Source organism: Mycobacterium avium subsp. avium, from assembly GCF_009741445.1.
Taxonomy (GTDB): domain Bacteria; phylum Actinomycetota; class Actinomycetes; order Mycobacteriales; family Mycobacteriaceae; genus Mycobacterium; species Mycobacterium avium.
Genome location: NZ_CP046507.1, coordinates 484,378 through 508,318, shown reverse-complemented (window position 1 = coordinate 508,318; position 23,941 = coordinate 484,378). Strand labels below are relative to the sequence as shown.

The 23,941-nt window shown below is 72.4% G+C and carries 21 protein-coding genes and 1 pseudogene; 12 read left to right on the top strand and 10 right to left on the bottom strand.

Annotated features, from left to right (window positions below):
• Positions 1–882 carry an SDR family oxidoreductase gene (locus tag MAA44156_RS02515; protein ID WP_121035548.1) on the bottom strand — a complete coding sequence of 294 codons (882 nt, stop codon included), beginning with the start codon at positions 880–882 and terminating at the stop codon, positions 1–3.
• Positions 883–966: 84 nt separating this feature from the next.
• On the opposite strand from MAA44156_RS02515, the gene MAA44156_RS02510 reads away from it, so the two are divergent.
• On the top strand, positions 967–1,539 hold the full coding sequence (locus tag MAA44156_RS02510) for a TetR/AcrR family transcriptional regulator (protein ID WP_003875650.1): 573 nt from the start codon (positions 967–969) through the stop codon (positions 1,537–1,539).
• On the opposite strand, the gene MAA44156_RS02505 is transcribed toward MAA44156_RS02510, so the two are convergent.
• On the bottom strand, positions 1,536–3,659 hold the full coding sequence (locus tag MAA44156_RS02505; RefSeq protein ID WP_029248367.1) for an acyl-CoA dehydrogenase family protein: 2,124 nt from the start codon (positions 3,657–3,659) through the stop codon (positions 1,536–1,538). The two genes, MAA44156_RS02510 and MAA44156_RS02505, sit on opposite strands and share 4 nt — an antisense overlap.
• A 367-nt stretch (positions 3,660–4,026) precedes the next feature.
• Here MAA44156_RS02505 and kstR point away from each other — a divergent pair, with 367 nt between their 5' ends.
• Positions 4,027–4,620, top strand: coding sequence for a cholesterol catabolism transcriptional regulator KstR (gene kstR / locus MAA44156_RS02500; RefSeq protein WP_009974770.1), 594 nt, complete (start codon positions 4,027–4,029; stop codon positions 4,618–4,620).
• On the opposite strand, the gene MAA44156_RS02495 is transcribed toward kstR, so the two are convergent.
• Entirely contained in the window at positions 4,617–5,696 is a 1,080-nt protein-coding gene (locus MAA44156_RS02495; RefSeq protein ID WP_009974769.1) for an Rv3575c family transcriptional regulator, read from the bottom strand. The two genes, kstR and MAA44156_RS02495, sit on opposite strands and share 4 nt — an antisense overlap.
• Before the next feature lie 122 nt (positions 5,697–5,818).
• Here MAA44156_RS02495 and MAA44156_RS02490 point away from each other — a divergent pair, with 122 nt between their 5' ends.
• The 6 genes and pseudogenes from MAA44156_RS02490 (at position 5,819) to MAA44156_RS02465 (ending at position 11,369) form a co-directional block, all read left to right on the top strand.
• Positions 5,819–6,754, top strand: a complete 936-nt coding sequence (locus MAA44156_RS02490; RefSeq protein ID WP_023880385.1) for a metal ABC transporter solute-binding protein, Zn/Mn family — start codon at positions 5,819–5,821, stop codon at positions 6,752–6,754.
• Positions 6,751–7,572 carry a metal ABC transporter ATP-binding protein gene (locus MAA44156_RS02485; RefSeq protein ID WP_009974767.1) on the top strand — a complete coding sequence of 274 codons (822 nt, stop codon included), beginning with the start codon at positions 6,751–6,753 and terminating at the stop codon, positions 7,570–7,572. The genes MAA44156_RS02490 and MAA44156_RS02485 overlap by 4 nt, the downstream gene beginning before the upstream one ends.
• Complete coding sequence (locus MAA44156_RS02480) at positions 7,572–8,432, top strand: metal ABC transporter permease (RefSeq protein WP_009974766.1); 861 nt, start codon at positions 7,572–7,574, stop codon at positions 8,430–8,432. Before MAA44156_RS02485 ends, MAA44156_RS02480 begins: the two co-directional genes overlap by 1 nt.
• A 9-nt stretch (positions 8,433–8,441) precedes the next feature.
• Positions 8,442–9,200 carry a LamB/YcsF family protein gene (locus MAA44156_RS02475; RefSeq protein WP_009974765.1) on the top strand — a complete coding sequence of 253 codons (759 nt, stop codon included), beginning with the start codon at positions 8,442–8,444 and terminating at the stop codon, positions 9,198–9,200.
• Positions 9,200–10,117 (top strand): annotated as a pseudogene (locus MAA44156_RS02470) (MBL fold metallo-hydrolase). The gene MAA44156_RS02475 and the pseudogene MAA44156_RS02470 overlap by 1 nt, the downstream one beginning before the upstream one ends.
• 10 nt (positions 10,118–10,127) lie before the next feature.
• Entirely contained in the window at positions 10,128–11,369 is a 1,242-nt protein-coding gene (locus tag MAA44156_RS02465; protein ID WP_003875641.1) for an SLC13 family permease, read from the top strand.
• On the opposite strand, the gene MAA44156_RS02460 is transcribed toward MAA44156_RS02465, so the two are convergent.
• A complete protein-coding gene (locus MAA44156_RS02460) occupies positions 11,366–13,999 on the bottom strand; it encodes a helix-turn-helix transcriptional regulator (RefSeq protein ID WP_033725378.1) in 2,634 nt (877 codons plus the stop codon). The two genes, MAA44156_RS02465 and MAA44156_RS02460, sit on opposite strands and share 4 nt — an antisense overlap.
• 178 nt (positions 14,000–14,177) lie before the next feature.
• Here MAA44156_RS02460 and MAA44156_RS02455 point away from each other — a divergent pair, with 178 nt between their 5' ends.
• Positions 14,178–15,611, top strand: a complete 1,434-nt coding sequence (locus tag MAA44156_RS02455) for an FAD-dependent oxidoreductase (protein WP_009974762.1) — start codon at positions 14,178–14,180, stop codon at positions 15,609–15,611.
• Here MAA44156_RS02455 and MAA44156_RS02450 read toward each other — a convergent pair.
• From MAA44156_RS02450 to carD, 6 genes are read right to left on the bottom strand one after another with little or no spacing between them, the layout of a single operon-like run.
• Complete coding sequence (locus MAA44156_RS02450; protein WP_024637591.1) at positions 15,515–16,420, bottom strand: glycerophosphodiester phosphodiesterase; 906 nt, start codon at positions 16,418–16,420, stop codon at positions 15,515–15,517. The genes MAA44156_RS02455 and MAA44156_RS02450 overlap by 97 nt on opposite strands.
• A 35-nt stretch (positions 16,421–16,455) precedes the next feature.
• On the bottom strand, positions 16,456–17,385 hold the full coding sequence (gene rlmB, locus MAA44156_RS02445) for a 23S rRNA (guanosine(2251)-2'-O)-methyltransferase RlmB (RefSeq protein WP_009974760.1): 930 nt from the start codon (positions 17,383–17,385) through the stop codon (positions 16,456–16,458).
• A complete protein-coding gene (cysS, locus tag MAA44156_RS02440) occupies positions 17,386–18,792 on the bottom strand; it encodes a cysteine--tRNA ligase (protein ID WP_009974759.1) in 1,407 nt (468 codons plus the stop codon).
• 48 nt (positions 18,793–18,840) lie between these two features.
• Positions 18,841–19,320 carry a 2-C-methyl-D-erythritol 2,4-cyclodiphosphate synthase gene (gene ispF, locus MAA44156_RS02435; RefSeq protein ID WP_003875634.1) on the bottom strand — a complete coding sequence of 160 codons (480 nt, stop codon included), beginning with the start codon at positions 19,318–19,320 and terminating at the stop codon, positions 18,841–18,843.
• Entirely contained in the window at positions 19,317–20,006 is a 690-nt protein-coding gene (gene ispD / locus MAA44156_RS02430; RefSeq protein WP_029248365.1) for a 2-C-methyl-D-erythritol 4-phosphate cytidylyltransferase, read from the bottom strand. The genes ispF and ispD overlap by 4 nt, the downstream gene beginning before the upstream one ends.
• Before the next feature lie 34 nt (positions 20,007–20,040).
• Positions 20,041–20,529: an RNA polymerase-binding transcription factor CarD gene (gene carD / locus MAA44156_RS02425; protein WP_003419482.1), complete on the bottom strand. Its 489-nt coding sequence runs from the start codon at positions 20,527–20,529 to the stop codon at positions 20,041–20,043.
• 278 nt (positions 20,530–20,807) lie between these two features.
• Here carD and MAA44156_RS02420 point away from each other — a divergent pair, with 278 nt between their 5' ends.
• Genes MAA44156_RS02420 through disA form a run of 3 tightly spaced genes read left to right on the top strand, consistent with a single transcriptional unit; the run spans position 20,808 to position 23,918 of the window.
• The gene (locus MAA44156_RS02420) at positions 20,808–21,374 is read left to right on the top strand and encodes a copper chaperone PCu(A)C domain-containing protein (protein ID WP_009974757.1); all 567 of its coding nucleotides are present in this window, start codon (positions 20,808–20,810) and stop codon (positions 21,372–21,374) included.
• A gap of 49 nt (positions 21,375–21,423) precedes the next feature.
• The gene (radA, locus tag MAA44156_RS02415; protein ID WP_023861940.1) at positions 21,424–22,848 is read left to right on the top strand and encodes a DNA repair protein RadA; all 1,425 of its coding nucleotides are present in this window, start codon (positions 21,424–21,426) and stop codon (positions 22,846–22,848) included.
• On the top strand, positions 22,845–23,918 hold the full coding sequence (gene disA, locus MAA44156_RS02410; protein ID WP_009974755.1) for a DNA integrity scanning diadenylate cyclase DisA: 1,074 nt from the start codon (positions 22,845–22,847) through the stop codon (positions 23,916–23,918). Before radA ends, disA begins: the two co-directional genes overlap by 4 nt.
• Positions 23,919–23,941: the final 23 nt, after the last annotated feature.

Here is a 23,941-nt window from a genome sequence, read left to right as displayed (position 1 = left end):
CTATTCCGGGTAGACGCCGGTTTCGAGGTCGTCCAGCAGGCCGGGGCCGACGGGCTGCCACCCGAAGCGCCGCTGGGTCAGCGCGCTGGACGAGGGCTGGTCGACGGCGAAGACTTGGCCGAGCGGACCGAAGGTGTCGGCCGGGGCGGACTCGACGGGCACGCCGAGCCGGCGGCCGATCATCTCGGCGATCGCGCGCAGCGGAACGCCCTCGTCCCCCACCGCGTGCAGCACCGAGCCGGCCGGGGCCTGCTCGAGGGCGAGCCGGAACAACGCCGCGGCGTCGTCGCGATGCACGGCCGGCCAGCGTTGGGTGCCGTCGCCGGCGAAGGACGACACGCCGCGCTGCCGGGCGAGCTGGATCAGGATGCCGGCCAGGCCGTAGCGGCCGCCGGCATCGTGCACCGCGCGCGGCAGCCGCACCACGGCCGAGCGGACACCGCGCCCGGCCAGCTCGACGACGGCCTGGCCGGTGCGGCCGCGCCCGGCCAGCGGCCCGTCGGCGATGAAGGGGTCGTCCTCGGTGCTCACCGAGCCGGGCCGGGCCGGGGTCCCGCTGGCCAGCACCAGCGGTTTGCCGGTGTCGGCGAGCGCGGCCCCCAGCGCGTCGATCGCGCGGGCCTCGTCCGCGATCGCGTCCCCGACGTCGCTGAAGTCGTGTGAGAAGGCCAGGTAGGCGACGCCGTCGGTGTCGACGGCCGCCTTCTGCAGGACGTCGAGGTCGGCGATGTCGCCGCGCAGCGGTTCGGCGCCGAGTCCGCTGATGGTTGCGGCCGAAGCCTCGGAGCGGGCCAGGCCGATGGCGTGATGACCGGCGGCGAGCAATTCTTTGACGACGGCCGAGCCGATTCCTCCGCTGGCGCCGGTGACGAGTACGCGCACGAGCTGCTCCTTCGAGTGATGAGACAATGGTCCCATCACCCTACACCAGTGACGGGACAAAGGTCGCATCACTAAGGTGGGGCCATGGCTCGCTGGGAACCCGACGCGCGCGCACGCCTGGTCGCCGCGGCGCTGGACCTGTTCAACGAGCGCGGCTACGACCAGACGACCGTCGCGGAGATCGCCGAGCGCGCCGGCCTGACGAAAAGCACGTTCTTTAGACACTTCCCGGACAAGCGGGACGTGCTGGCCGCCGGCCAGGACGCCATCGCCGCGCTGCTGCGCGAGGGCATCGCCGCGGCGCCCGCCGACGCGACACCGCTAGCCTTGGTGTGCTCCGGCCTGAAGTCGGCAGCGGCGGCGTTCACGCCGTTCAACAAGGAGCTCGCGCCGCGGCTCAGGGCCGCGATCGCAGCCAGCGCCGAGCTGCAGGAGCGCAACGCGCTCAAGCAGATCGGGCTGGCCCTGGCGGTGTCCGAGGCGCTGCAAGCACGCGGCGTGCCCGAACCGGCGGCGGCGTTGGCCGCCGAGCTGGGCGCGCTGGCGTTCAAAACCGCCTACGCTCGCTGGGCCGAGCCGGACGAAAGCGGCGACCTGGGCGACATGGCATGCCAGGCGCTGCGCGAATTACACGCTGCCGCAGCCGATCTCGGTTAACGCGGCAGACCCAGCAGCCGCTCCGCGGCGACGGTGAGCAGAATCTGCTCGGTGCCGCCGGCGATGGTCAGACAGCGGGTGTTCAGGAAGTCGTACACCGCCCGGTTGTGCACCAGGCCGCCGCCCTCGGACACATCCATCGTGTATTCGGCCAGCGCCTGGCGGTAGCGCACCCCGATGAGTTTGCGCACGCTGGACTGCGCGCCGGGGTCCTGGCCACCGACGGCGAGCTGGGCGATCCGCTGGTCCAGCAGCGCACCGGTCTGCGCGGTGACGATCAACCGCCCCAGCCGATCCTGCTGAGCGCTGTCGAGGGGCAGCGTCGACAGCAGCTCGAGCAGCTCCTCCATCGGGTTGCCCAGCGCCGTGCCGCTGGCCATCGCGACCCGCTCGTTGGCCAGCGTCGTGCGGGCCAGCCGCCAGCCGTCGTTCACCTCGCCGACCACCATCTCGTCGGGGATGAACACGTTGTCCAGGAAGACCTCGTTGAACAGCGAGTCACCGGTGATCTCGCGCAGCGGGCGGATCTCGATGCCCGGGGCGCTCATGTCCACCAGGAAGTAGGTGATGCCCTTGTGTTTCGGCGCATCCGGATCGGTGCGGGCCAAACACACCCCCCAGCGCGCCTTGTGCGCCGCCGACGTCCACACCTTCTGCCCGGTCAGCAGCCAGCCACCGTCGGTGCGTACCGCCTTGGTGCGCAGCGAGGCCAGGTCGGAGCCGGCGCCGGGCTCGGAAAACAGCTGGCACCAAAGGAATTCGCCGCGCAAGGTGCCGGGCACGAAGCGCTCGATCTGCTCGGGTGTGCCGTGCTCGAGAATGGTCGGCGCCGCCCACCACCCGATCACCAGGTCGGGACGGGCCACCCCGGCGGCGGCCAGCTCCTGATCGATCAGCAGTTGCTCGGCCGGCGAGGCGCCGCGTCCGTACGGCGCCGGCCAGTGCGGGGCCTGCAGCCCGGCCTCGGCCAGCGCGGCCTGCCGCTGCTCGGCGGGCAGCGCGGCGATGCGGGCGACGGCCTCGGCGATCTGGGGCCGCTGGTCCTCGACCTCGGTCAGGTCGATACCCAGCCGGCGGCGCACGCCCGCCTGGGTGAGCGCGGTGATACGGCGCAGCCAGCGTTCCGCCCCGCCCAGGAAGCGGCCGATGGCGTGTGCACGGCGCAGGTACAGGTGGGCGTCGTGTTCCCAGGTGCAGCCGATGCCGCCGAGCACCTGGATGCAGTCCTTGACGTTGGCCTTCACCGCGGTGATGGCGGTGGCCGCGGCCAGGGCCGCCGCGAGGGAGAACTGGGCCGGGTCGTCCTCGGCGGCCGCGCGGGCGGCGTCGGCGGCGGCCACCTCGGCCTGCTCGGCGCGGCACAGCATTTCGGCGCAGAGGTGTTTTATGGCCTGGAAGCTGCCGATCGGCTTGCCGAACTGCTCGCGGACCTTGGCGTAGTCGACGGCGGTCTGCAGCGACCAGCGGGTGATCCCGGCGGCCTCGGCCGCCAGCACGGTCGCGGCCAGCTCCTCGACCCGCTCGGGGGTTTGCGCCAGCACGGTGGCCGGGGCCGAGTCCAGCACCACCCGCGCCAGCGGCCGGGAGAAGTCGGTCGCGGCCAGCGGCTCGATGTGCACGCCGTCGCTTGCGGTGTCGACCACCAGCCACCTGCCGTCGGCCGGCAGCAGCAGCACCCCGCCGTCGGCGGCACCCAGCACGAACGGCAGCGTGCCCGAGGCCGTCGACGCCGCCCCGTCGAAGGTGATGTCGCCCTGCAGCGCCAGCCCGGCGAACCGCTCGCCGGCGGCCAGCGCGGCCAGCAACTCGGCATCGGAGAGCACCAGGGTGGCCAGCGCGGTGGTGGCGACCGGACCCGGGATCAGCGCCTTGGCCGCCTCCTCGACCATGGCGCACAGGTCCTCGACGCTGCCGCCCGCCCCGCCGGCCTCTTCGGGAACCGCCACCCCGAAAATGCCCAGCTCGGCCAGCCGGGCGAACACCGGCCGCCAGGCGTCGGGGTTGCCCTGCTCGACGTCGCGGATGGCGGCGGTCCCGCCGGGCCCGGTGCTGGCGTTGCGGGCCCAGTCGCGCACCAGGGCGCGCGCGGCGAACTGCTCGTCGGTGACGGTCGCTACCACCGTGGGGACCTCCGCGTCCTTGACTCGACGTGACCAGGCGCCCGGCACCCGTGTCCTGATTGTCCGATCTCGCCGCGAGCGGGGACATCCGCGCCACGTGTTGGCGCGCAACTCGCTCACCGGAGACTAGAACGTGTTCTAATAGTGCCAGTGATCGACCGTCAAGTCGAACGCCATCGCAGCAGCACATGCGCTTGTCCCCGGCGGTACGGAGGTGGGAAATTCACACGCAGAATGCGTATCGTTTGCAGACGAACCGCCCGGAACAGGAGCACACCGCCACATGCCAGCTAGGGCCACTTCGAAGGCAGAGTCGAAGGCCGATTCCAGCCGCGTCTCCGACTCGCAGCCGCGCGAGGTCATGAACGTGGCGGTACTGGCGGAGTCCGAACTCGGCTCGGAGGCGCAGCGGGAACGCCGCAAACGCATCCTGGACGCCACCATGGCGATCGCCTCCAAGGGCGGCTACGAGGCGGTCCAGATGCGCGCGGTGGCCGATCGCGCCGACGTCGCGGTGGGCACGCTGTACCGGTATTTCCCGTCGAAGGTGCACCTGCTGGTGTCCGCGCTGGGCCGCGAGTTCAGCCGCATCGACGCCAAGACCGACCGCGCGGCGCTGACCGGGGGCACCCCGTTTCAGCGGCTGAACTTCATGGTGGGCAAGCTCAACCGGGCCATGCAGCGCAACCCGCTGCTGACCGAGGCGATGACGCGGGCCTACGTGTTCGCCGACGCGTCGGCGGCCAGCGAGGTCGACCAGGTGGAGAAGCTCATCGACTCGATGTTCGCCCGCGCGATGGCCGACGGCGAACCCACCGAGGACCAGTACCACATCGCCCGGGTGATCTCCGACGTGTGGCTGTCCAACCTGCTCGCCTGGCTGACCCGGCGCGCCTCGGCCACCGACGTCAGCAAGCGCCTCGATCTGGCGGTGCGGTTGCTGCTCGGCGAGCACGGCTAGGCCGGCGGACCGGCGGTACGGCCGCGAATCAGCTCGGTGTCGAGCAGCTCCACCACCGGCAGGCCCGACCGTGCCGGCTTGAGCAGCAGCTCACCGGCCCGGCGGCCCTTGTGCAGGCTGGACTGCGACACCGTGGTCAGGCCCCGGCTGATCCCGTCGGGCACGCCGTCGAATCCGGTCACCGTCAGCTGCCCGGGCACGTAAACACCATGGGCGCGTAGGTAATCCATGGCCGACAGGGCCAGGATGTCGGCGGTGCACATCAGCGCGGTGATCCGCGGGTTGGCCTCCAGCGCCACCTTGGCGGCCGCGCCGCCCGACTCGGGCAGGTGTTCGTAGCTCTCCACCACGGTCAGCGAATCCGGGTCGACGCCGGCGGCCGTCATCGCCTCCCACACCCCGGTGATGCGCTCGCGCTGCACGTCGAAGGCGGGCGAACGCAGCCGTTCGGCGTCCACCAGGCCCTGGCGGCGGTCCCGGCCCAGCCGCATGGTCAGCAGCCCGATCTCGCGATGCCCCAAGCCGAGCACGTAGTCGGCGAGCTCCCGCATCGCCGCGCGGTCGTCGATGCCCACCCGCGACACCCCGGTCAGTCCCTTGGGCTGGTCGACCACCACCACCGGCAGCCGCCGCTGCAACACGGCCTGCAGGTAGGGGTCGTCGTCGCACACCGAATACACCACGAAGCCGTCCACCCCGGCCGACAGCACCGCCGCGGTTCCCTCATCCAGGCTGCGGCTGGGCCCGACGGCGACCAGCAGCAGCCCCTGCCCCAGCGCCTCGCAGGACTGCGCCACCCCGGTGACGAAGTCGCGGGCGGCGGGGTCGCTGAAGAAGTAGGTCAGCGGTTCGGCCATCACCAGTCCGACCGCGCCGGCCTTGCGGGTCCGCAACGACCGCGCCACCGGGTCGGGGCCGGGGTAGCCCAGCCGCTTGGCCGTCGCGAGCACCCGCTCACGCAGGTCCGCGGACAGCTGATCGGGCCGGTTGAAGGCGTTCGACACCGTCGTGCGCGAGACCTTGAGTTCGTCGGCCAGCGACGCCAGAGTCGCCCGCCGGCGCGGGGTGGGACTCACGCTCGGTGACGCTACAGCGGATCGGTGCGCTCGCGTACGCGCTTCTCCGGCCGGCTTTGTAATGGAAACGATTTTCATTAGTATTGTGCATCGGCTGGCTGGCCGGCGGGAGGACATCGGACGTGGGCACGGCACTGACGCGGGACGCAACGCGGGTCGGCCGCACGACGCGGTGGCTGGCGACCGTGCTGGCGGTGACCGGCTGGGCGGCGCTGACCGGGTGCACCGGTCCGGCGCATCCGCACGCGACCGCCGTCGTCGCGTCCACCGACGTGTGGGGCAGCGTGGCGCGGGCGGTGGCCGGCGGCCACGTGGCGGTCGCGTCCATCCTGAGCGGGTCCGACCAAGACCCGCACTCCTATGAGGCCAGCCCGTCGGATGCCGCCGCGATCGCCGACGCCGGCCTGGTCGTCTTCAACGGCGGCGGCTACGACGGCTGGGTCGACGACGTGCTGGCGCATCATCCCGGCGTCGCGCGGGTCGACGCCTACGCGTTGCTGCCCGACGCCGGCCGCCCCCGAAACGAGCACGTGTTCTACCACCTGGGCGTCGCCAAGGCGGTGGCCGCCGCCGTCGCCGACCGGCTGGCGGCGATCGACCCGGGCAACGCCGCGGACTACCGGCGCAATGCGGCCGCGTTCGGCCGCGACGCCGACGCCATCGCCGGCATTGAGCACACCATCGCGGCCGCCCACCCCGGCGGCTCGGTCGTCGCCACAGAGCCGGTCGCCTTCTACCTGCTCGAGGCGTCGGGCCTGGTGAACCGGACGCCGCCGGCGCTGGAAGCGGCCGTCGAGAACGAGACCGACCCCGCGCCCGCCGACCTGGCGCGGGCCCTCGACCTGCTCGACCGGCACCAGGTGTCGGCGCTGGTGGTCAACCCGCAGACGTCGGCGTCCGCGGTCAACGGCCTGCGCGAGGCCGCCCGGCGCGCCGGCGTCCCGGTCGTCGAGGTCCGCGAAACATTGCCCGACGGCGCGGATTACCTGAGCTGGCAACGCAATACGGTGGGCCAGCTGCAGACGGCGCTGCAACCCGTACGGTCGTTGCAGCCGTGAGCCTGCAGGCCGCCGCGGCCGTCGACCACGACGCCGACACCGTCTCGCTGCGCGGCGCTCGGCTCGCGTTCGGCGACCGGGTGCTGTGGGAGGACCTGGACCTGTCGGTGTCGCGGGGCGAGTTCGTCGCGGTGCTCGGCCCGAACGGCAGCGGCAAGACGTCGCTGCTGAAGGTGCTGCTGGGCCAGCTGCCGCTGAGCGCCGGGGTGGGGCTGGTGGACGGGAAGCCGATCACCTCGGGCAGCGGGCGCATCGGCTACGTGCCGCAACACCGCCCGATGGAGCGCGACGTGATGCTGCGCGGACGCGACCTGGTCCGGCTCGGCCTGGACGGCGGGCGCTGGGGCGCCGCGCCGCTGCGGCCCCGGGAGCGGGCCCGCCGCCGCGCCACGGTGGACCAGGCGCTGCGCCAGGTCAACGGCGAACACCTGGCGGACGTGCGGGTCGGAGTGATGTCGGGCGGCGAGCTGCAGCGGATGCGCGTCGCTCAGGCCCTGGTCAGCGACCCGCTGCTGCTGCTGTGCGACGAGCCGCTGCTGACCCTGGACCCCGCCAACGCCAAGCTGGTGTCGGCGCTGCTGGAGCGGCGCCGTCGGGACGCCGCGACCACGGTCATCGTCGTCACCCACGAGATCAACCCGATCCTGCCGTACGTGGACCGGGTGCTGTATCTGGTCGACGGCCGATTCCGGATCGGCACCGTCGAGCAGGTGATGAACAGCGAGACGCTCTCGGCGCTGTACCGGGCCGACATCCAGGTGGTGAAGGTCAAGGGCGGCTACGTGGTGGCCGGCGAGCACACCGACGGGCACGGCTGATGGAGCATCGCCTCGCCGACATGGCCGACCACCTGTTCTCCTTGGACATCACGGTGCACCTGCTGGGCCACGACTTCGTGCAGCAGGCGCTGGTCGCGGCGGCCCTGCTGGGTTTGGTGGCCGGGCTGATCGGGCCGTTCATCGTGATGCGGCAGATGTCGTTCGCGGTGCACGGCTCCAGCGAATTGTCGCTGACCGGGGCCGCATTCGCGCTGCTGGTCGGGATCGGCGTCGGGGTGGGCGCGCTGATCGGCAGCGCGCTGGCGGCCGCGCTGTTCGGGGTGCTGGGCCGGCGCGCCCGGGAACGCGACTCGGTGATCGGCGTGGTGCTGGCGTTCGGGTTGGGGCTGGCGGTGCTGTTCATCCACCTCTACCCGGGTCGCACCGCGACCAGTTTCGCGTTGCTGACCGGCCAGATCGTCGGGGTCGGCTACACCGGGCTGACCATGCTGGCGCTGGTGTGCCTGCTGGTGATCGCCGTGCTGGCGACGTGTTACCGCCCCCTGTTGTTCGCCACCGTCGACCCCGACGTCGCCGCCGCGCGCGGGGTGCCGGTGCACGCGCTGGGCATCGTGTTCGCGGCGCTGGTCGGTGTGGTGGCGGCCCAGGCGGTGCAGATCGTCGGCGCGCTGCTGGTGATGTCGCTGCTGATCACCCCGGCGGCCGCGGCGGCCCGGGTGGTCTCCTCGCCCGGGGCTGCGATGCTGGCCTCGGTGGCCTTCGCCGAGGTGTCGGCGCTGGGCGGGATCGTGCTGTCGCTGGCGCCGGGCGTGCCGGTGTCGGTGTTCGTCGCGACCATCTCGTTCCTGATCTATCTGGCCTGCTGGCTGATCGGGCGCCGCCGGGAGGCCGCCACCTAAGCTGGGCGGGTGGCCGGTATCGACCTCAACGCCGACCTGGGCGAGGGCTTCGGCGTCTGGCGCCTCGGTGACGACGACGCCATGCTCGGCATCGTCAGCAGCGCCAACGTGGCGTGCGGTTTCCACGCCGGCGACCCCGCCGGGCTGCTGCGGGTGTGCCGGTCGGCCGCCGAGTGCGGGGTGCGGGTCGGCGCGCAGGTCAGCTACCGCGACCTGGCCGGGTTCGGCCGGCGTTTCATCGACGTCGCCGCCGACGAGCTGCTCGCCGACGTGGTGTACCAGATCGGCGCGCTGCAGGCGATCGCGCACGCGGCGGGTTCGTCCGTGTGCTACGTCAAACCGCATGGCGCGCTGTACAACACGATCGTGACGCACACCGCGCAGGCCGCCGCCGTGGCCGAGGCGGTCCGGCTGGTGGACCCCGGCCTGCCGGTGCTGGGCATGGCCGGCTCGGTGTTTTTCGACGAGGCCGCCCGCCGCGGTCTGCGGGTGGTCGCCGAGGCGTTCGCCGATCGGGCCTACCGGCAGGACGGCCGGCTGGTCTCCCGCCGGGAACCGGGCGCGGTGCTGGCAGACCCGGCGGCCATCGCCGAGCGGGTGCTGGCCATGGTCGACACCGGGGTGGTCACCGCCGTCGACGGCACCCGGCTCGCGCTGAGCGTGGAATCGGTTTGCGTGCATGGCGATTCGCCGGGGGCGGTGCAGATCGCCACCGCGGTGCGCGATCGCCTGCGGGCGGCCGGCGTCGAGATCCGGGCGTTCTGCTGATGCGGCTCAGGCTCGGTCGCCCCGACATCACCCGCTACGCCGACAGGTTCGACGTGCCCGCGGCCGGCCCCGGTGGGCTGTCGGTGACCTGGCTGGGGGTGGCGAGCCTGCTGATCGACGACGGCTCGTCGGCGCTGCTGACCGACGGCTACTTCTCCCGGCCCGGCCTGGCCCGGGTGGTCGCCGGCAAGGTGTCGCCGTCGCCGCCGCGCGTCGACGGCTGCCTGGCCCGGGCCAAGGTGTCCCGGCTGGCGGCCGTCATCCCGGTGCACACCCACTTCGACCACGCGCTGGACTCCGCGCTGGTGGCCGACCGCACCGGCGCGCTGCTGGTCGGCGGAGAGTCCGCGGCCAACGTCGGACGCGGCTACGGGCTGCCCGAGGACCGCATCGTCGTCGCGGCCGACGGCGAGCCAATCCGGTTGGGCGCCTTCGACGTAACGCTGGTCAAGTCCCACCACTGCCCGCCCGACCGGTTCCCCGGCGTGATCGAGGAGCCGCTGATCCCGCCGGCGCGGGCGTCGGCGTACCGCTGCGGCGAGTCCTGGTCGACGCTGGTGCGGCACCGGCCGACGGGGCGCCGGCTGCTGATCTGCGGCAGCGCCGGCTTCGTGGCCGGCGCGCTGGCCGGGCAGCGCGCCGAGGCGGCCTATCTGTCCGTCGGGCAGCTGGGGCTGCGGCCGCGGTCGTACCTGGACGAGTATTAGGACCAGACCGTGCGCACGGTCGGGGCGCGCCGGGTGATCCTGATCCATTGGGACGACTTCTTCCGTCCGCTGTCAAAACCGTTGCGGGCGTTGCCTTATGCGGGCGATGACCTGGACTCCTCCATCCGCGTCCTGGACGAGCTCGCCGAGCGCGACGGTGTCGCGCTGCACCTGCCGAGCGTGTGGCGACGCGAAGACCCTTGGGCGTAAAGCGTTTTCGATGGCATTGACCGTTGCGCTGGTGCTGCTTGCGGTGGTGCTCGGGTTCGCCGTCGCGCGCCCGCGGGGTTGGCCGGAGGCGGTGGCGGCGGTGCCGGCGGCGCTGCTGCTGGTGGGTGTCGGCGCGATCCCGGTCGCCGCGGCCGAACAGCAGATCGCCGACCTGTCCGGGGTGGTCGCCTTCCTGGGCGCGGTGCTGGTGCTGGCCAAGCTGTGCGACGACGAGGGCCTGTTCGAGGCGGCGGGTGCGGCGATCGCGAGGGGCCGCGTCGGGTCGGCCGGCATGCTGCGGCGGGTGTTCGTCATCGCCTCGGCCATCACCGCGGTGCTGAGCCTGGACGCCGCCGTGGTGTTGCTGACCCCGGTGGTGCTGGCCGCGGTGCGCCGTCAGCGCACCGCGGTGCGGCCGTACGCCTATGCCACCGCCCACCTGGCCAACGGCGCCTCGCTGTTGCTGCCGGTGTCCAACCTGACCAACCTGCTGGCCTTCCACACGGCCCAGCTGTCGTTCACCAGGTTCACGCTGTTGATGGCGGCGCCGTGGCTGGCCGCGGTGGCCACCCTCTACGCCGTCTTCCGCGGGTTCTTCGCCAAGGACCTGCGGGTGCAGCCCGACCCGGCGGCGCTCGGCGCGCCGCCGCGCCCGCCGGTGTTCGTGTTGGTGGTGGTCGCGCTGACGCTCGCCGGGTTCGCGGTCGCCCAGTCGGTGGGGATCGCCCCGGCGTGGGTGGCGCTGTGCGGCGCGTCGGTGCTGGCGGTGCGCAGTCTGGCCCGCGGGCACACCACGGTGACGGAGATCGCGCGCTCGGTCCACGTGTCGTTCCTGGTTTTCGTGCTGGCGCTGGGTGTGGTGGTGCAGGCCGTCATGCGCAACGGGATGGACCGGGCGATGTCGGCGGTGCTGCCGTCGGGCTCGGGCCTGCCCGCCCTGCTCGCGATCGCCGCGACGGCCGCGGTGCTGGCCAACGTCGTCAACAACCTGCCGGCCACGCTGGTGCTGCTGCCGCTGGTCGCGCCGGCCGGGCCGGTGGCGGTGCTGGCGGTGTTGATCGGAGTGAACATCGGCCCCAACCTGACCTATGTCGGTTCGCTGTCGAACCTGTTGTGGCGCAGGGTGTTACGCCAACACGGCGTGGACGCCGGGGTGGGCGAATACACCCGCCTCGGCGTGTGCACGGTGCCGGTCTCGCTGCTGGTGGCCGTGCTGGCGCTGTGGGCGTCGGCGCGGCTGCTGGGCGGCTAGCTCTCGCGGCCGGCCGGCCTGGAGCGGATGATGGTGGCCAGTTCGTCGCGCGACTGGGCGCCCACCCGTTGGCAGGCCCGGTAGATATGGCCCTCCACGGTGCGCACCGACATCACCAACCGCTCGGCGATCTGGCGGTTGGACAGGCCGGCGACGGCGAGTTCGATGACGTCGCGCTGCCGGCCCGATAGCTTGAGCCCCGCCGGGGTCCGCAACGCCGGCGTGCACAGGCCGCCGCATTCCTCGGCCAGCTCACCGGCCAGGGCCGCCGCATACCGCCCGCGCTGGTGCTGCTGCCCCTCGACGAACGAGGCGGAGGCCTGCGCGGCCGCGTCGGCGGCGGCCGCCGCGTCGCCGATCGCCCGGTAGGCCGCCGCGACCGTCAGCAGGGCCTCGCCGTTGCCGGCCCGCAGCGCCTCGGCGTGGCAGGCGATGGCGTCGGCCAGCGGCAGCGACAGCGCGTCGGCCAGCGCGCGGGCGCGCGCCGCCCCCGCGGCGTCCCCCCATAGCGCCGCGGCTTGGATGCAGGCCAGTTCGTGGGTGGGCTGGCCGCGGTCGCGGGCGAGCCGCGCCGCCGCCTGCGCGGTGGCCACGGCCTCGCGCAGCTGGCCGCCGGCGGCCAGCGCCCAGCCGGTGGCCAGCGCCAGACCGGTGTGCATGAACAGGAAGTCCGGCGGCACGCAGGATCTCGCCCCGGCGATCGCCTCGTTGGCTTGCGCCGGGTGCCCGAGCCTGCCGTGCGCCTCGGCCAAGGCGAAGTAGCTGGCCGGCCGCAAACCGCTGGTGACTTCGTGTATCTGCGCACCGGCGAGCGCTTCCTGCACCAGCCGGGCCGCCTCGGCCGCGGCCCCGCGGGCCAGCTCGGCGTTGCCCAGCAACAGGGCCAGGTTCGCGTACGCCAAACCGGGGACGTCACGGCCCGAGTCGGCCAATCGTCTTGCGGTGCTGACGAATTCGTCGATGCGTCCGGTCAGCCGGCACGCCCGCCCGTACACGGCGCCGAACCAGAACCGCATGTGTGACGCCTCGAACGACGTCGTCGCGCGGCGCAGCGCCTGCTCGGCCACCGCGGTCAGGTCGTCGACCTGTCCCAGCGCCCCCATCGCCATGATCAGCGCCAGCGACGCCATCATCGCGTGGAAATCCGGCAGCGACTCGGAATCCAGTGCGGCCCTTGCCCGTTCAGCGGCGAGCTGGCAGCGCGCGGCCACCGCGTCCAGGCAGGCCTGCACCGCGCAACGGGCCGCGGCCTGCGCCGGAGTCTCGGGCCGCGCGGCGAGGCCGTCGAGGACCAGCGCGGCATCGGCCGGCCGGCCCAGCATCCACACCAGGTTGGCCGCGCGCACCGTCGCCCAATAGTGCCGATCGGACGCGTCGCCGTCGGCGCCGTCGGTGATGGCCCGCAACGCCTCCTCGGCCTGCTCGCCCCGGCCCAGCAGCACCAGGTTCATCGCCCGCACCCCGGCGGCGCCGGGCGCCCCGGCCCGCGCGGCGGCGTTGGCCAGCCGGTCGGCCAGGTCCAGGTCCAACAGCGTCATCGCGTGCCGCGCCGACTCCAGATACAGCTCGGGTTGCGGGTCCAGGTCGGACTCCAGGGTCAGCAACGCCCGGCGCACCGTGGCCTGCATGTCGGCGTCTTGGTCCTGCGCCAGCCGGGTCGCCAGCCGGCCCCGGATCGTCGACAGGTACATCTCGCCGGCGCCGGCCCGGCGGAGCTCACCGAACAGCGGGTGCGCGAGCCGGGCCATCAAGGCGCGCGGGGTGCGTTCGACGGTCACCAGTCCCATCGCCTCGGCCGCAACCAGGTCTTCTCGAGACGCCAAGTCGCACAACAGGTCTACCGGCAGCGGCTCGCACTGCGACAATGTGTCCACCACCAGCGCCAGCGGTGGGGTGAGCCGGCCCAGCTGGCGTCCCACCGTGTCGGACAGGCTGGCCGAGACGGCGACGTCGCCGTCCCACATCCACACCCCGGCCACGCGGCGCATCCGCCCGGCGGCCATCTGGTCGCTCAGCAGCTGCCGCAAAAACAGCGTGTTGCCCCCGGTGAGCCGCCGGAACCGCGCCGCGCACCGCGCATCGACCGGGCCACCCAGCGTGCTCTCGATCACCTCGCGGGTCGCCGCGGCCGAAAGTGGTTCCAGATCAAGGCGAGTCAGCAGGTCGTCCTTCCACAGCGCCGTCACGGCGTCGGGCTGGTGGCTGCCGGTGCGCACAGTCACCACCAGCCGGACCCCACCGGACTGCGCCAGCTGGTGCACCACCAGGGCCGACAACCCGTCCAGCAGGTGCGCGTCGTCGACGCCCACCACCACCCGGCCCCGGCGTTGCCGGGCCACGAACGTCTCGATCACCCGCCGCACGCTGGTGAGCGGCTCCGACATCGCGTCGCCGAGCAGGCCGATGAACGCCCCGAGCGGCAGGGCCTGGGCGGACTGGGTGCCGACGATCCATTTGATCTGCTCGCCCGACGCCCCGGCGCGCCGCAGCGCCGCACGGGCCAGCCAGGTCTTGCCCACGCCGGCGGCCCCGGCGATCACCACCCCGCGGTGGTGGTCAGCCCCGTTCAGGGCGCGGCGAATGGCGGCCAATTCGCTGTCGCGCCCAATCAGCAGCTCGCCGCCGATCACGCGGCGAGCATAGCCGCGCGGGGGCGCCGCGCGGGCGGGATTGCCCGCCTTCGGTCGCGCGGCCGCGGGACCGGCGGCGGCGCGGCCACCCGAGGTGGAGTACCCGACTACGCTATCGGCGCCCGCCGGTGCCCGTGAGCATTGTTTTTGTCAGCTAACAGCTCGGAAAGGCGGCGACATGACGACCAAGGTGGGTGAGCACGCGGTGGTGTTGGGGGCGAGCATGGGCGGTTTGCTGGCCGGGCGCTCGCTGGCCGACTTCTTCGACCGGGTCACCGTGGTGGAGCGCGACCCGCTGCCCGACGCCCACGGCGCTCGGCGGGGTGTGCCGCAGGGCCGGCATCTGCACGCCCTATTGTGCCGCGGCGCCCAGGCGATCGAGGAGTTGTTCCCGGGTGTTCTCGACCAGATGGTCCGCGACGGCGCCCAGTACTTCGACGGCCAGGACCTCTCGCAGCTCTACTACAACATCGGCGGGCATCTGATGACGCGCAGCGGCGCCGCCCCCGGACTGACCGCCTACAGCGCGACCCGGCCGTTCCTCGAGGACCACGTCCGCGGGCGGCTGCGCGGCATTCCCAACGTCACCCTGCGCGACGAGCACTGCGTCACGCGTCTCGTCTCGACCGCCGACCGCCGGCGCGTGGTGGGGGCGTGGGTGGCCGACGGCCGGACCGGCGAAACCACCGCGATGCCCGCCGATTTGGTGGTCGACGCCACCGGGCGCGCCGCCCACACGCCCACCTGGCTGGACAGCCTGGGGTATGACCGCCCGCGCGAGGACCGCGTCACCGTGCAGCTCACCTACGCCAGCCAGGCGTTGCGCATGACGGGCGAGGCGCCGCGCGAACTCGGCTTGCTGATCGGGATCGTGCCGGGCAGGCCGCGCGGCTGCGGGCTGCTGCACTGCGAGCACGACACCTGGCTGCTCACCGTGATGGGGGTCGGCGGCGAGGAGCCCGCGACGCTGGACCTCGCCACCCTGTGCGATTTCATCGCCGACTGCGCACCGGCGCACCTGCTCGCCGCGGTGCGCGGCGCCGAACCCGTCGGGGAGCCGGTGCGGCACCGGATGCCGTGCAGCCGCTGGCGCCGCTACGACAAGCTGCGGCGTTTCCCGGACGGCCTGCTGGTCACCGGCGACGCGATCTGCAGCTTCAACCCGATCTACGGCCAGGGCATGTCGGTGGCCGCGTTGGAGGCACTGGCGCTGCGCGACTGCTTGTCAAGCGGCACAACGGATCTGGCGCGCCGATTCTTCCGCGCCGCGGCGGCGCCGATCCGGCAGGCCTGGCAGCTGTCCACCAACCCCGACCTCGCCCTGCCCGAAATCGAGGGCACCCCGCCGCTGATAGCCCGGGCGTTCAACAAGTACGTCGATCGGGTGCTCACCGCGGCCGAAACCGACACGGTCGCGCTGAACCAGTTCATCAGGGTCACCTCGCTCGTCGACCCCGCGACCCGGCTGTTGCGGCCGAGCATCATGTGGCGCGCCGCGCGCGCCCGCGGCGCCGATCACCCCGGCACGGCCGGCGGCAGCGGCACGCCGAGTTCGGCCAGCACCCCGCGCGCCAACGTCGGGAAGTCGGTGATGAGCCCGTCGACTCCGTAGTCGATCTGGCGCCGCATGTTCTCGGCGTCGTCGACGGTCCACGGAATGACCTTGAGCCCCAACGCATGCGCGCGGTCGACGTACGGTTTGCCGGTGACCAGCCGGTAGTCCGGGGAGACGATGTCGGCACCGGCCGCCCGCGCCCCGAGCACCGGGTCACCGGCGGCCCGCTCGTCGTACAGGGCCACCAGCGGGATGGACGGCTCGGCCCGCCGTACCAGCGGCAGGGTGCGCCAGTCGAAGCTCTGGATCTCCACCCGCGCGAGCTTGTCCGCCGACCTGACCGCGGCCAGGATCACGTCGACGAACTCCTGGGGCGGCGCCGACGCGCCGGTGTCGTCGGGCTCCACCTTGGTTTCGATGTTGTAGCGGATCGCGTCGGCGCGGTGCGAGTCGGCCACCGCGAAGACCTCAGGAAGGGTCGCGATCTTGTTGCCGCGCACCACTTCCGCGTCCGGGAACTCTTTCAGCCGGTGCCCGCAGTCCAGGGTGTGGATCTGCGCGACGGTGAGCTGGTGCACCAGCTTGCCGACATACGGGTAGCCCGGGTCGCCGGGGAACGCCGGGCCGGTGTCGCTGCATTTGTCGGCCTGGATCGTCGGGTCGTGCCACACCAGCGGTTGGCCGTCGCGGGTCACGACGATGTCGAGTTCCAGTGTGCTGACGCCGGTTTGGATCGCCTTGGCGAAGGCGCGCAGCGACTCCTCCGTCGTCTCGCCGCGGCCGCCGCGATGGGCCTGCAGATCAAAGGTCGCCGGCTGCCCATACACCGGCGCCGCCGACAGCAGCACCGCCATCAGCAGCGCCACCGCCGCCGCCACCGCCCACCGCGAGCCCAGGGAACTCAACCCCTGCGCTGCCTGGAGATCTCGGCCAGCACCACCCCCGCGGCCACCGAGGCGTTCAGCGATTCGGCGCTGCCGGCCATCGGGATGGACACCACCTCGTCACAGTTCTGCCGCACCAGCCGGGACAGCCCCTTGCCTTCCGAGCCCACGACGACCACCAGCGGGTCGCTGCCGTCCAGGTCGTCGAGCGTGGTGTCCCCGCCGGCGTCCAGCCCGATCACCCGCAGCCCGCGGTCGGCCCAATCCTGCAGTGTGCGGGTGAGATTGGTGGCCCGCGCGACCGGGATGCGGGCGGCGGCCCCGGCGCTGGTGCGCCAGGCCACCGCCGTCACCGACGCCGACCGCCGCTGCGGGATCAGCACACCGTGGCCGCCGAACGCGGCGACCGACCGGACGATGGCGCCCAGGTTGCGCGGGTCGGAGATGTTGTCCAGCGCGACCAGCAGTGCCGGCGGCGAACCGGCCGCGGCCTCGAGCAGGTCGTCGGGGTGGGCGTAGATATACGGCGGCACCTGCAACGCGATGCCCTGATGCAGGTGGTTGCCGGTCATCCGGTCCAGGTCGGCGCGCGGCACCTCGAGGATCGAGATGCCCGAATCGGCTGCGCGAGAGACGGATTCGGTGAGCCGTTCGTCGGCCTCGGTGCCCAGCGCCACATACAGCGCGGTCGCCGGGACGCCGGCGCGCAGGCATTCCAGCACCGGGTTGCGGCCCAGCACCGTCTCGGTCTCCTCGGTGCGCTTGGCGGGGCGGCGGGGCGGCGATTGGGCGCGCTTGGCGGCGGGGTGGTTGGGCCGCAGGTGCGCGGGCGGCGTGGGACCGCGGCCCTCCAGCCCGCGGCGGCGCTGGCCCCCCGAACCCACGGTCGGGCCCTTCTTGGTGCCGGCTTTGCGTACCGCGCCGCGGCGTCGCGAGTTGCCCGCCATCTACTTGCCGTCTCCGCCCAACGTCCACTGCGGCCCGTCGGCGGTGTCGGTGACCTCGATGCCGGCCTGCTTGAGCCGGTTTCGGATCTCGTCGGCGAGCGCCCAGTTGCGCTGCTCGCGCGCCTTCTCCCGATTCTGCAGCTCCGCGCGCACCAGCACGTCGACGGCGGCCAGGGCCGCCGATGACTCGTCGCGGGTCTCCCAGCGTTCGTGCAGCGGGTCGCAGCCCAGGATGCCCATCATCGCGCGGATGGAGCGGGCCTGCCGCAGCGCGCCCTCGTGATCGCCGCTGTCCAGGGCGCGGTTGCCTTCGGCGCGGGCCTGGTGCACCTCGGCCAGCGCGGCCGGCACCGCCAGGTCGTCGTTGAGCGCGTCGGCGAACCGCGGGGTGGGCTCGCCCGGCTCCACCGCGCCGACCCGCACCCGCACCCGGTGCAGGAATTCCTCAACTCCCACATAGGCTTTCACGGCGTCCTGCAGCGCGGTGTCGGAGAACTCCAGCATCGACCGGTAGTGCGCGCTGCCCAGGTAGTAGCGCAGCTCGGCGGGCCGCACCCGCTGCAGCATCGCCGGGATGGCCAACACGTTGCCCAGCGACTTGCTCATCTTCTCCCCGCCCATGGTCACCCAGCCGTTGTGCAGCCAGTAGCGGGCGAACCCGTCCCCGGCCGCGCGGCTCTGGGCGATCTCGTTCTCGTGGTGGGGGAACACCAAATCCATTCCGCCGCAATGGATGTCGAATTCGGGGCCGAGGTACTCGTGGGCCATGGCCACGCATTCGGTGTGCCAGCCGGGGCGCCCGCGGCCCCACGGCGTGGGCCAGGACGGCTCGCCGGGCTTGGCGCCCTTCCACAGCGTGAAGTCGCGTTGGTCGCGCTTGCCGCTGGCCACGCCCTCGCCCTGGTGGACGTCGTCGATCCTGTGCCCGGACAGCTGCCCGTACTCGGGGTAGCTCAGCACGTCGAAGTAGACGTCGCCGTCGCCGGTGTAGGCGTGGCCCTTTTCGATCAGCCGCTCGATCAATTCGACCATCTGGGTGATGTGCCCGGTGGCGCGCGGCTCGGCCGACGGCGGCAACACGTCCAGGGCGTCGTAGGCGGCGCTGAACGCGCGTTCGTAGGTGGCCGCCCACTCCCACCACGGCCGGCCCGCCGCGGCGGCCTTGTTGAGGATCTTGTCGTCGATGTCGGTGACGTTGCGGATGAAGGCGACGTCGTAGCCGAGGGCGATCAGCCAGCGGCGCAGGATGTCGAAGGCCACCCCGCTGCGGACGTGGCCGATGTGCGGCAGGCCCTGCACGGTGGCGCCGCAGAGGTAGATGGAGACGTGGCCGTCGCGCAGCGGCACGAAATCACGCACAGCACCGGCTGCCGTGTCGTGTAGCCGCAAGCGGGGGCGATCGGTCACGACGTGCCAGCTTACCGGGTGGTTCCGCGGCGTCCGCGCCGCGCGGGCTCAGCCGGTGGGGACCACCAGCGCGGTGGCGATGGCGGCCAGGCCCTCACCGCGCCCGGTCAGCCCGAGCCCGTCGGTCGTCGTCGCCGCCACCGACACCGGCGCCCCCAGCAGCTCCGACAGCACCCGCTGCGCCTCGGCGCGGCGCGGCCCGACCTTGGGCCGGTTCCCGATCACCTGGACGGCGGCGTTGCCCACCCGAAAGCCGTGGCGCGCCGTCAGATCGGCGACGTGGCGCAGCATGTCGGCGCCGCTGACACCCGCCCAGCGCGGATCGTCGACGCCGAACACCGCACCCACGTCGCCCAGTCCCGCCGCCGACAACACGGCGTCGCACAGCGCGTGCGCGCCCACGTCGCCGTCGGAGTGGCCGGCGCAGCCGTCGGCGTCGTCGAAAAGCAGGCCCAGCAGCCGGCACGGCCGCCCGGGCTGGATCGGGTGCACGTCGACGCCCAGGCCGATCCGCGGGGTGGTGTTCACCGGCGCACGATGGTCTCGGCCAGCAGCAGATCGAGCTGGGTGGTGATCTTGAAGGCCAGCGGGTCGCCGTCGACCACCTGGACCTGGCCGCCGACGTGCTCGACCAGCGACGCATCGTCGGTGAAACCCGCCGTGCCGGCCCCGGCGGCGTAGGCGCGCAGCAGCAGGTCGGTGGCGAAACCCTGCGGTGTCTGCACCGCCCGCAGCCCGTCGCGTTCCGGCGTGCCGAGCACCACCCCGTTGGCGTCGACGGCCTTGACGGTGTCGTGCAGCGGCAGCGCCGGCACCACGGCGCGGTGACCGTCGTGCAGCGCCTGCACCACCCGGGCGATCAGCGCCGGCGGCGTCAGGGCGCGGGCGGCGTCGTGCACCAGCACGAACGCGGGGTTGCCGGGCACGGCGGCCAGGGCCAGGCGCACGGATGCGGTGCGGTCGGCTCCGCCGGCGACGACGGTGGCCTGCGCGGCCAGCAGTCGTTTGGCCTCGTCGACGCGGTCGGCGGGCACCGCCACCACCACGTGGTCGACCACCTTGGAGTCCAGCAGACCGGCGACGGCGCGGGCCAGCATGCTGGCACCGTCGATCTCACAGAATGCCTTGGGAATTCCCGCTGCCAGTCGCTCCCCCGACCCGGCAGCCGGGACGACGGCGGCTACGGCGCCTGAGCTGCCCGTCTCCGGGGCCAACCCCGTCTCCGGGACCAATGAAGTGTCAGGACCTTCAGGAAGCGGCGGCCAGAACCTCGTCGAGGATGGTCTCGGCCTTGGCGTCGTCGGTGCTCTCGGCCAGCGCCAGTTCACCGACCAGGATCTGGCGGGCCTTGGCCAGCATGCGCTTCTCGCCGGCCGACAGGCCGCGCTCCTGGTCGCGGCGCCACAGGTCGCGCACCACCTCGGCGACCTTGTTGACGTCACCGGAGGCGAGCTTCTCCAGGTTGGCCTTGTAGCGGCGCGACCAGTTGGTCGGCTCCTCGGTGTGCGGGGCGCGCAGCACCTGGAATACCTTGTCGAGGCCTTCTTGTCCGACGACGTCGCGCACGCCGACGTATTCGGCGTTCTCGGCGGGAACTCGAACGGTCAGGTCGCCCTGCGCCACCTTCAAGACGAGATACTCTTTTTGTTCCCCTTTGATCGTCCGGGTTTCGATCGCCTCGACTAACGCAGCACCGTGATGTGGGTACACAACGGTGTCGCCGACCTTGAAGATCATCTGATTCGAGCCCCTTTCGTTACTTCATCCTAACACGTCCGCCTAACCACGCGCGAAGCAACGATGCAGGTCAGGGGCACAACACGCGCAGATTAGGGGTTGACATGAGGAGCAAGTCGTGCAGTGCAGCACATTACCAATGCCCGCCGTCGGCCCCGGAAGCGGCCTGTGCGAGCGCTCCCGCGCTGGTCTGGCGCCCCGCGCTACCGCGCCGAAGACGTTCCTACTACTGTGCATAGTTGCATTCAGTCGCACGGCTCAGCAGGAGGCTCGAGAGAGTGAACCGCTTCAAGATCCGCCTCGGCCTTCCCGCGCGCGCCGTCCGGGTCGCCCTCGCCGGGGCGGTGGCCGTGCCGGCCGTCCTGCTCAGCGGTTGCGGGGCCGGTCAGGTCTCGCAGATGGCGGTGCAGGAACCCGCCATCAACGGCAACAAGGTCACCTTCAACAACGTGGCGTTGCGCGACATCCGGATCCAGGCCGTGCAGACCGGCGACTTCCTGCAGCCGGGCCGGGCGGTGGAACTGGTGGCGGTGGCCGTCAACCAGTCCCCGAACACCCCGGACAAGCTGGTGGGCATCACCACCGACATCGGCACGGTGACGCTGAGCGGCGACACCCGGCTGCCGGCCGGCGGGATGTTGTTCATCGGTACGCCGGAGGGCCAGAAGGTGGCGCCCGGCCCGATCGGCTCCAACACCGCGGCCAAGGCGACGGTCACGCTGGCCAAGCCGATCACCAACGGCCTGACCTACAACTTCACCTTCTCGTTCGAGAAGGCCGGGCAGGCCAGCGTGCTGGTCCCGATCTCGGCCGGGGTGGCGCCGCAGCCGGATCACGCCGGCTGACCGCCTGTCGCGGCGCGGTCTTGTCGTAGCCGCTCGCTACCGTCATCACGTGGCAACCGCACGCTCCCAATACCGCTGCTCGGAATGCCGGCACGTGACGGCGAAGTGGGTCGGCCGCTGCCTGGAATGCGGCACCTGGGGCACCGTCGACGAGGTTCCCGCGCTCAGCGCGGTGGCCGGCCGTCGCCCGCGCCTGACGGCCGCGTCGCAGGCCGTGCCGATCACCTCCATCAAGCCCGACGCCAGCCGGCACCGCTCGACCGGTGTGGACGAGCTCGACCGGGTGCTCGGCGGCGGCGTGGTGCCCGGTTCGGTCACGCTGCTGGCCGGCGATCCGGGCGTGGGCAAGTCGACGCTGCTGCTCGAGGTCGCGCACCGCTGGGCGCAGTCCGGCCGGCGCGCGCTGTACATCTCCGGTGAGGAGTCGGCCGGCCAGATCCGGCTGCGGGCCGACCGCATCGGCTGCGGCGGGGACCAGGTGTATCTGGCTGCGGAATCCGACCTGCACACGGTGCTCGAGCACGTCGCCACGGTCAAGCCCGCGCTGGTGATCGTGGATTCGGTGCAGACCATGTCCACCACCGAGGCCGACGGCGTCGCCGGCGGGGTCACGCAGGTGCGGGCGGTGACGGCGGCGCTGACCGCCGCGGCCAAGGCCAACGGGGTGGCGCTGATCCTGGTCGGGCACGTCACCAAGGACGGCGCCATCGCCGGGCCGCGGTCGCTCGAGCACCTGGTCGACGTGGTGCTGCACTTCGAGGGCGACCGCAACGGCTCGCTGCGGATGGTCCGCGGCATCAAGAACCGGTTCGGCGCCGCCGACGAGGTCGGGTGTTTTCTGTTGCACGACAACGGGATCGCCGGCGTCACCGACCCGTCGAACCTGTTTCTGGATCAGCGCTCGGCCCCGGTGCCGGGCACCGCGATCACGGTGACGCTGGACGGCAAACGGCCGCTGATCGGCGAGGTGCAGGCGTTGCTGGCCAGCCCGTCGGGCGGCTCCCCGCGCCGTGCGGTCAGCGGCATCGACCACTCCCGGGCCGCGATGATCACCGCGGTGCTGGAAAAGCACGGAAAGCTGCCGGTCGCGGTCAACGACATCTACCTGTCCACGGTCGGCGGCATGCGGCTGACCGACCCGTCGTCGGATCTGGCCGTCGCGATCGCGCTGGCGTCGGCGCTGTCCGAGCTGCCGCTGCCGACGACGGCGGTGATGATCGGCGAGGTGGGGCTGGCCGGGGACCTGCGGCGGGTCAGCGGCATGGCGCGGCGGCTGAGCGAGGCCGCCCGGCAGGGGTTTTCCATCGCGCTGATTCCGGACGGCGACGACCCGCGGCGCGAGATCGTGCCCAGCGGGATGCGGGCGCTACGGGCCCCGACCATCGGTGCGGCCCTGCAGCACATGGTCGACATCGCCGAGCCCCGCAAAGGCTGGACGCATCGTGCACTGGGGCCGCAGAATGACACGCTGTGACTCGTCCGACGCTGCGTGAGACCGTCGCCCGGCTGGCCCCGGGCACCGGGCTGCGTGACGGCCTGGAGCGCATCCTGCGCGGCCGCACCGGCGCGCTGATCGTGCTCGGCAACGACGAAAACGTCGAGGCCATCTGCGACGGCGGCTTCGCGCTGGATGTGCGCTACGCGCCGACCCGGCTGCGCGAGCTGGCGAAGATGGACGGCGCCGTGGTGCTGTCCACCGACGGCAGCCGCATCGTGCGGGCCAACGTGCAGCTGGTCCCCGACCCCTCGATCGCCACCGACGAGTCGGGGACCCGGCACCGCTCGGCGGAGCGGGCCGCGATCCAGACCGGCTATCCGGTGATCTCGGTGAGCCATTCGATGAACATCGTGACCGTCTACGTGGGCGGGGAGCGGCACGTGGTGGCGGATTCGGCGACCATTCTGTCGCGGGCCAATCAGGCCATCGCCACCCTGGAGCGGTACAAGATCCGGCTGGACGAGGTCAGCAGGCAGCTGTCGCGCGCCGAGATCGAGGACTTCGTCACGCTGCGCGACGTCCTGACCGTGGTGCAGCGCCTGGAGCTGGTGCGGCGGATCGGCCAGGTGATCGACAACGACGTGGTCGAGCTCGGCACCGACGGCCGGCAGCTGCGGCTGCAGCTCGACGAGCTGCTGGGCGGCAACGACAACGCCCGCGAGTTGATCGTGCGTGACTACCACGCCAGCCCCGAGCCGCTGTCCGAGGCCCAGATGACCGCCACCCTCGACGAGCTGGATGCGCTCTCGGACACCGAGCTGCTCGATTTCACCGCGCTGGCAAAGGTTTTCGGCTACCCGACAACGACGGAGGCGCAGGACTCGGCGGTCAGCCCGCGCGGCTACCGGGCGCTGGCCGGGATTCCCCGGCTGCAGTTCGCTCACGCCGACCTGTTGGTCCGGTCATTCGGGACGCTGCAGAACGTGCTGGCGGCCAGCGCCAGCGACCTGCAGTCGATCGACGGCATCGGCGCGATGTGGGCCCGCCATGTGCGAGAAGGACTTTCGCAGCTGGCGGAGTCGACGATCACCGACTCGCTGAGCTGAGTCGCGTTGAGCTGAGTCGCCGG

Excerpts from the sequence above, each read along its gene's own strand:
- MAA44156_RS02510 (WP_003875650.1), top strand. The coding sequence starts at position 967 with ATGGCTCGCTGGGAACCCGACGCGCGCGCACGCCTGGTCGCCGCGGCG.
- MAA44156_RS02480 (WP_009974766.1), top strand. The coding sequence starts at position 7,572 with ATGGAGCATCGCCTCGCCGACATGGCCGACCACCTGTTCTCCTTGGAC.
- MAA44156_RS02465 (WP_003875641.1), top strand. The coding sequence starts at position 10,128 with ATGGCATTGACCGTTGCGCTGGTGCTGCTTGCGGTGGTGCTCGGGTTC.
- MAA44156_RS02455 (WP_009974762.1), top strand. The coding sequence starts at position 14,178 with ATGACGACCAAGGTGGGTGAGCACGCGGTGGTGTTGGGGGCGAGCATG.
- rlmB (WP_009974760.1), bottom strand. The coding sequence starts at position 17,385 with ATGGCGGGCAACTCGCGACGCCGCGGCGCGGTACGCAAAGCCGGCACC.
- carD (WP_003419482.1), bottom strand. The coding sequence starts at position 20,529 with ATGATCTTCAAGGTCGGCGACACCGTTGTGTACCCACATCACGGTGCT.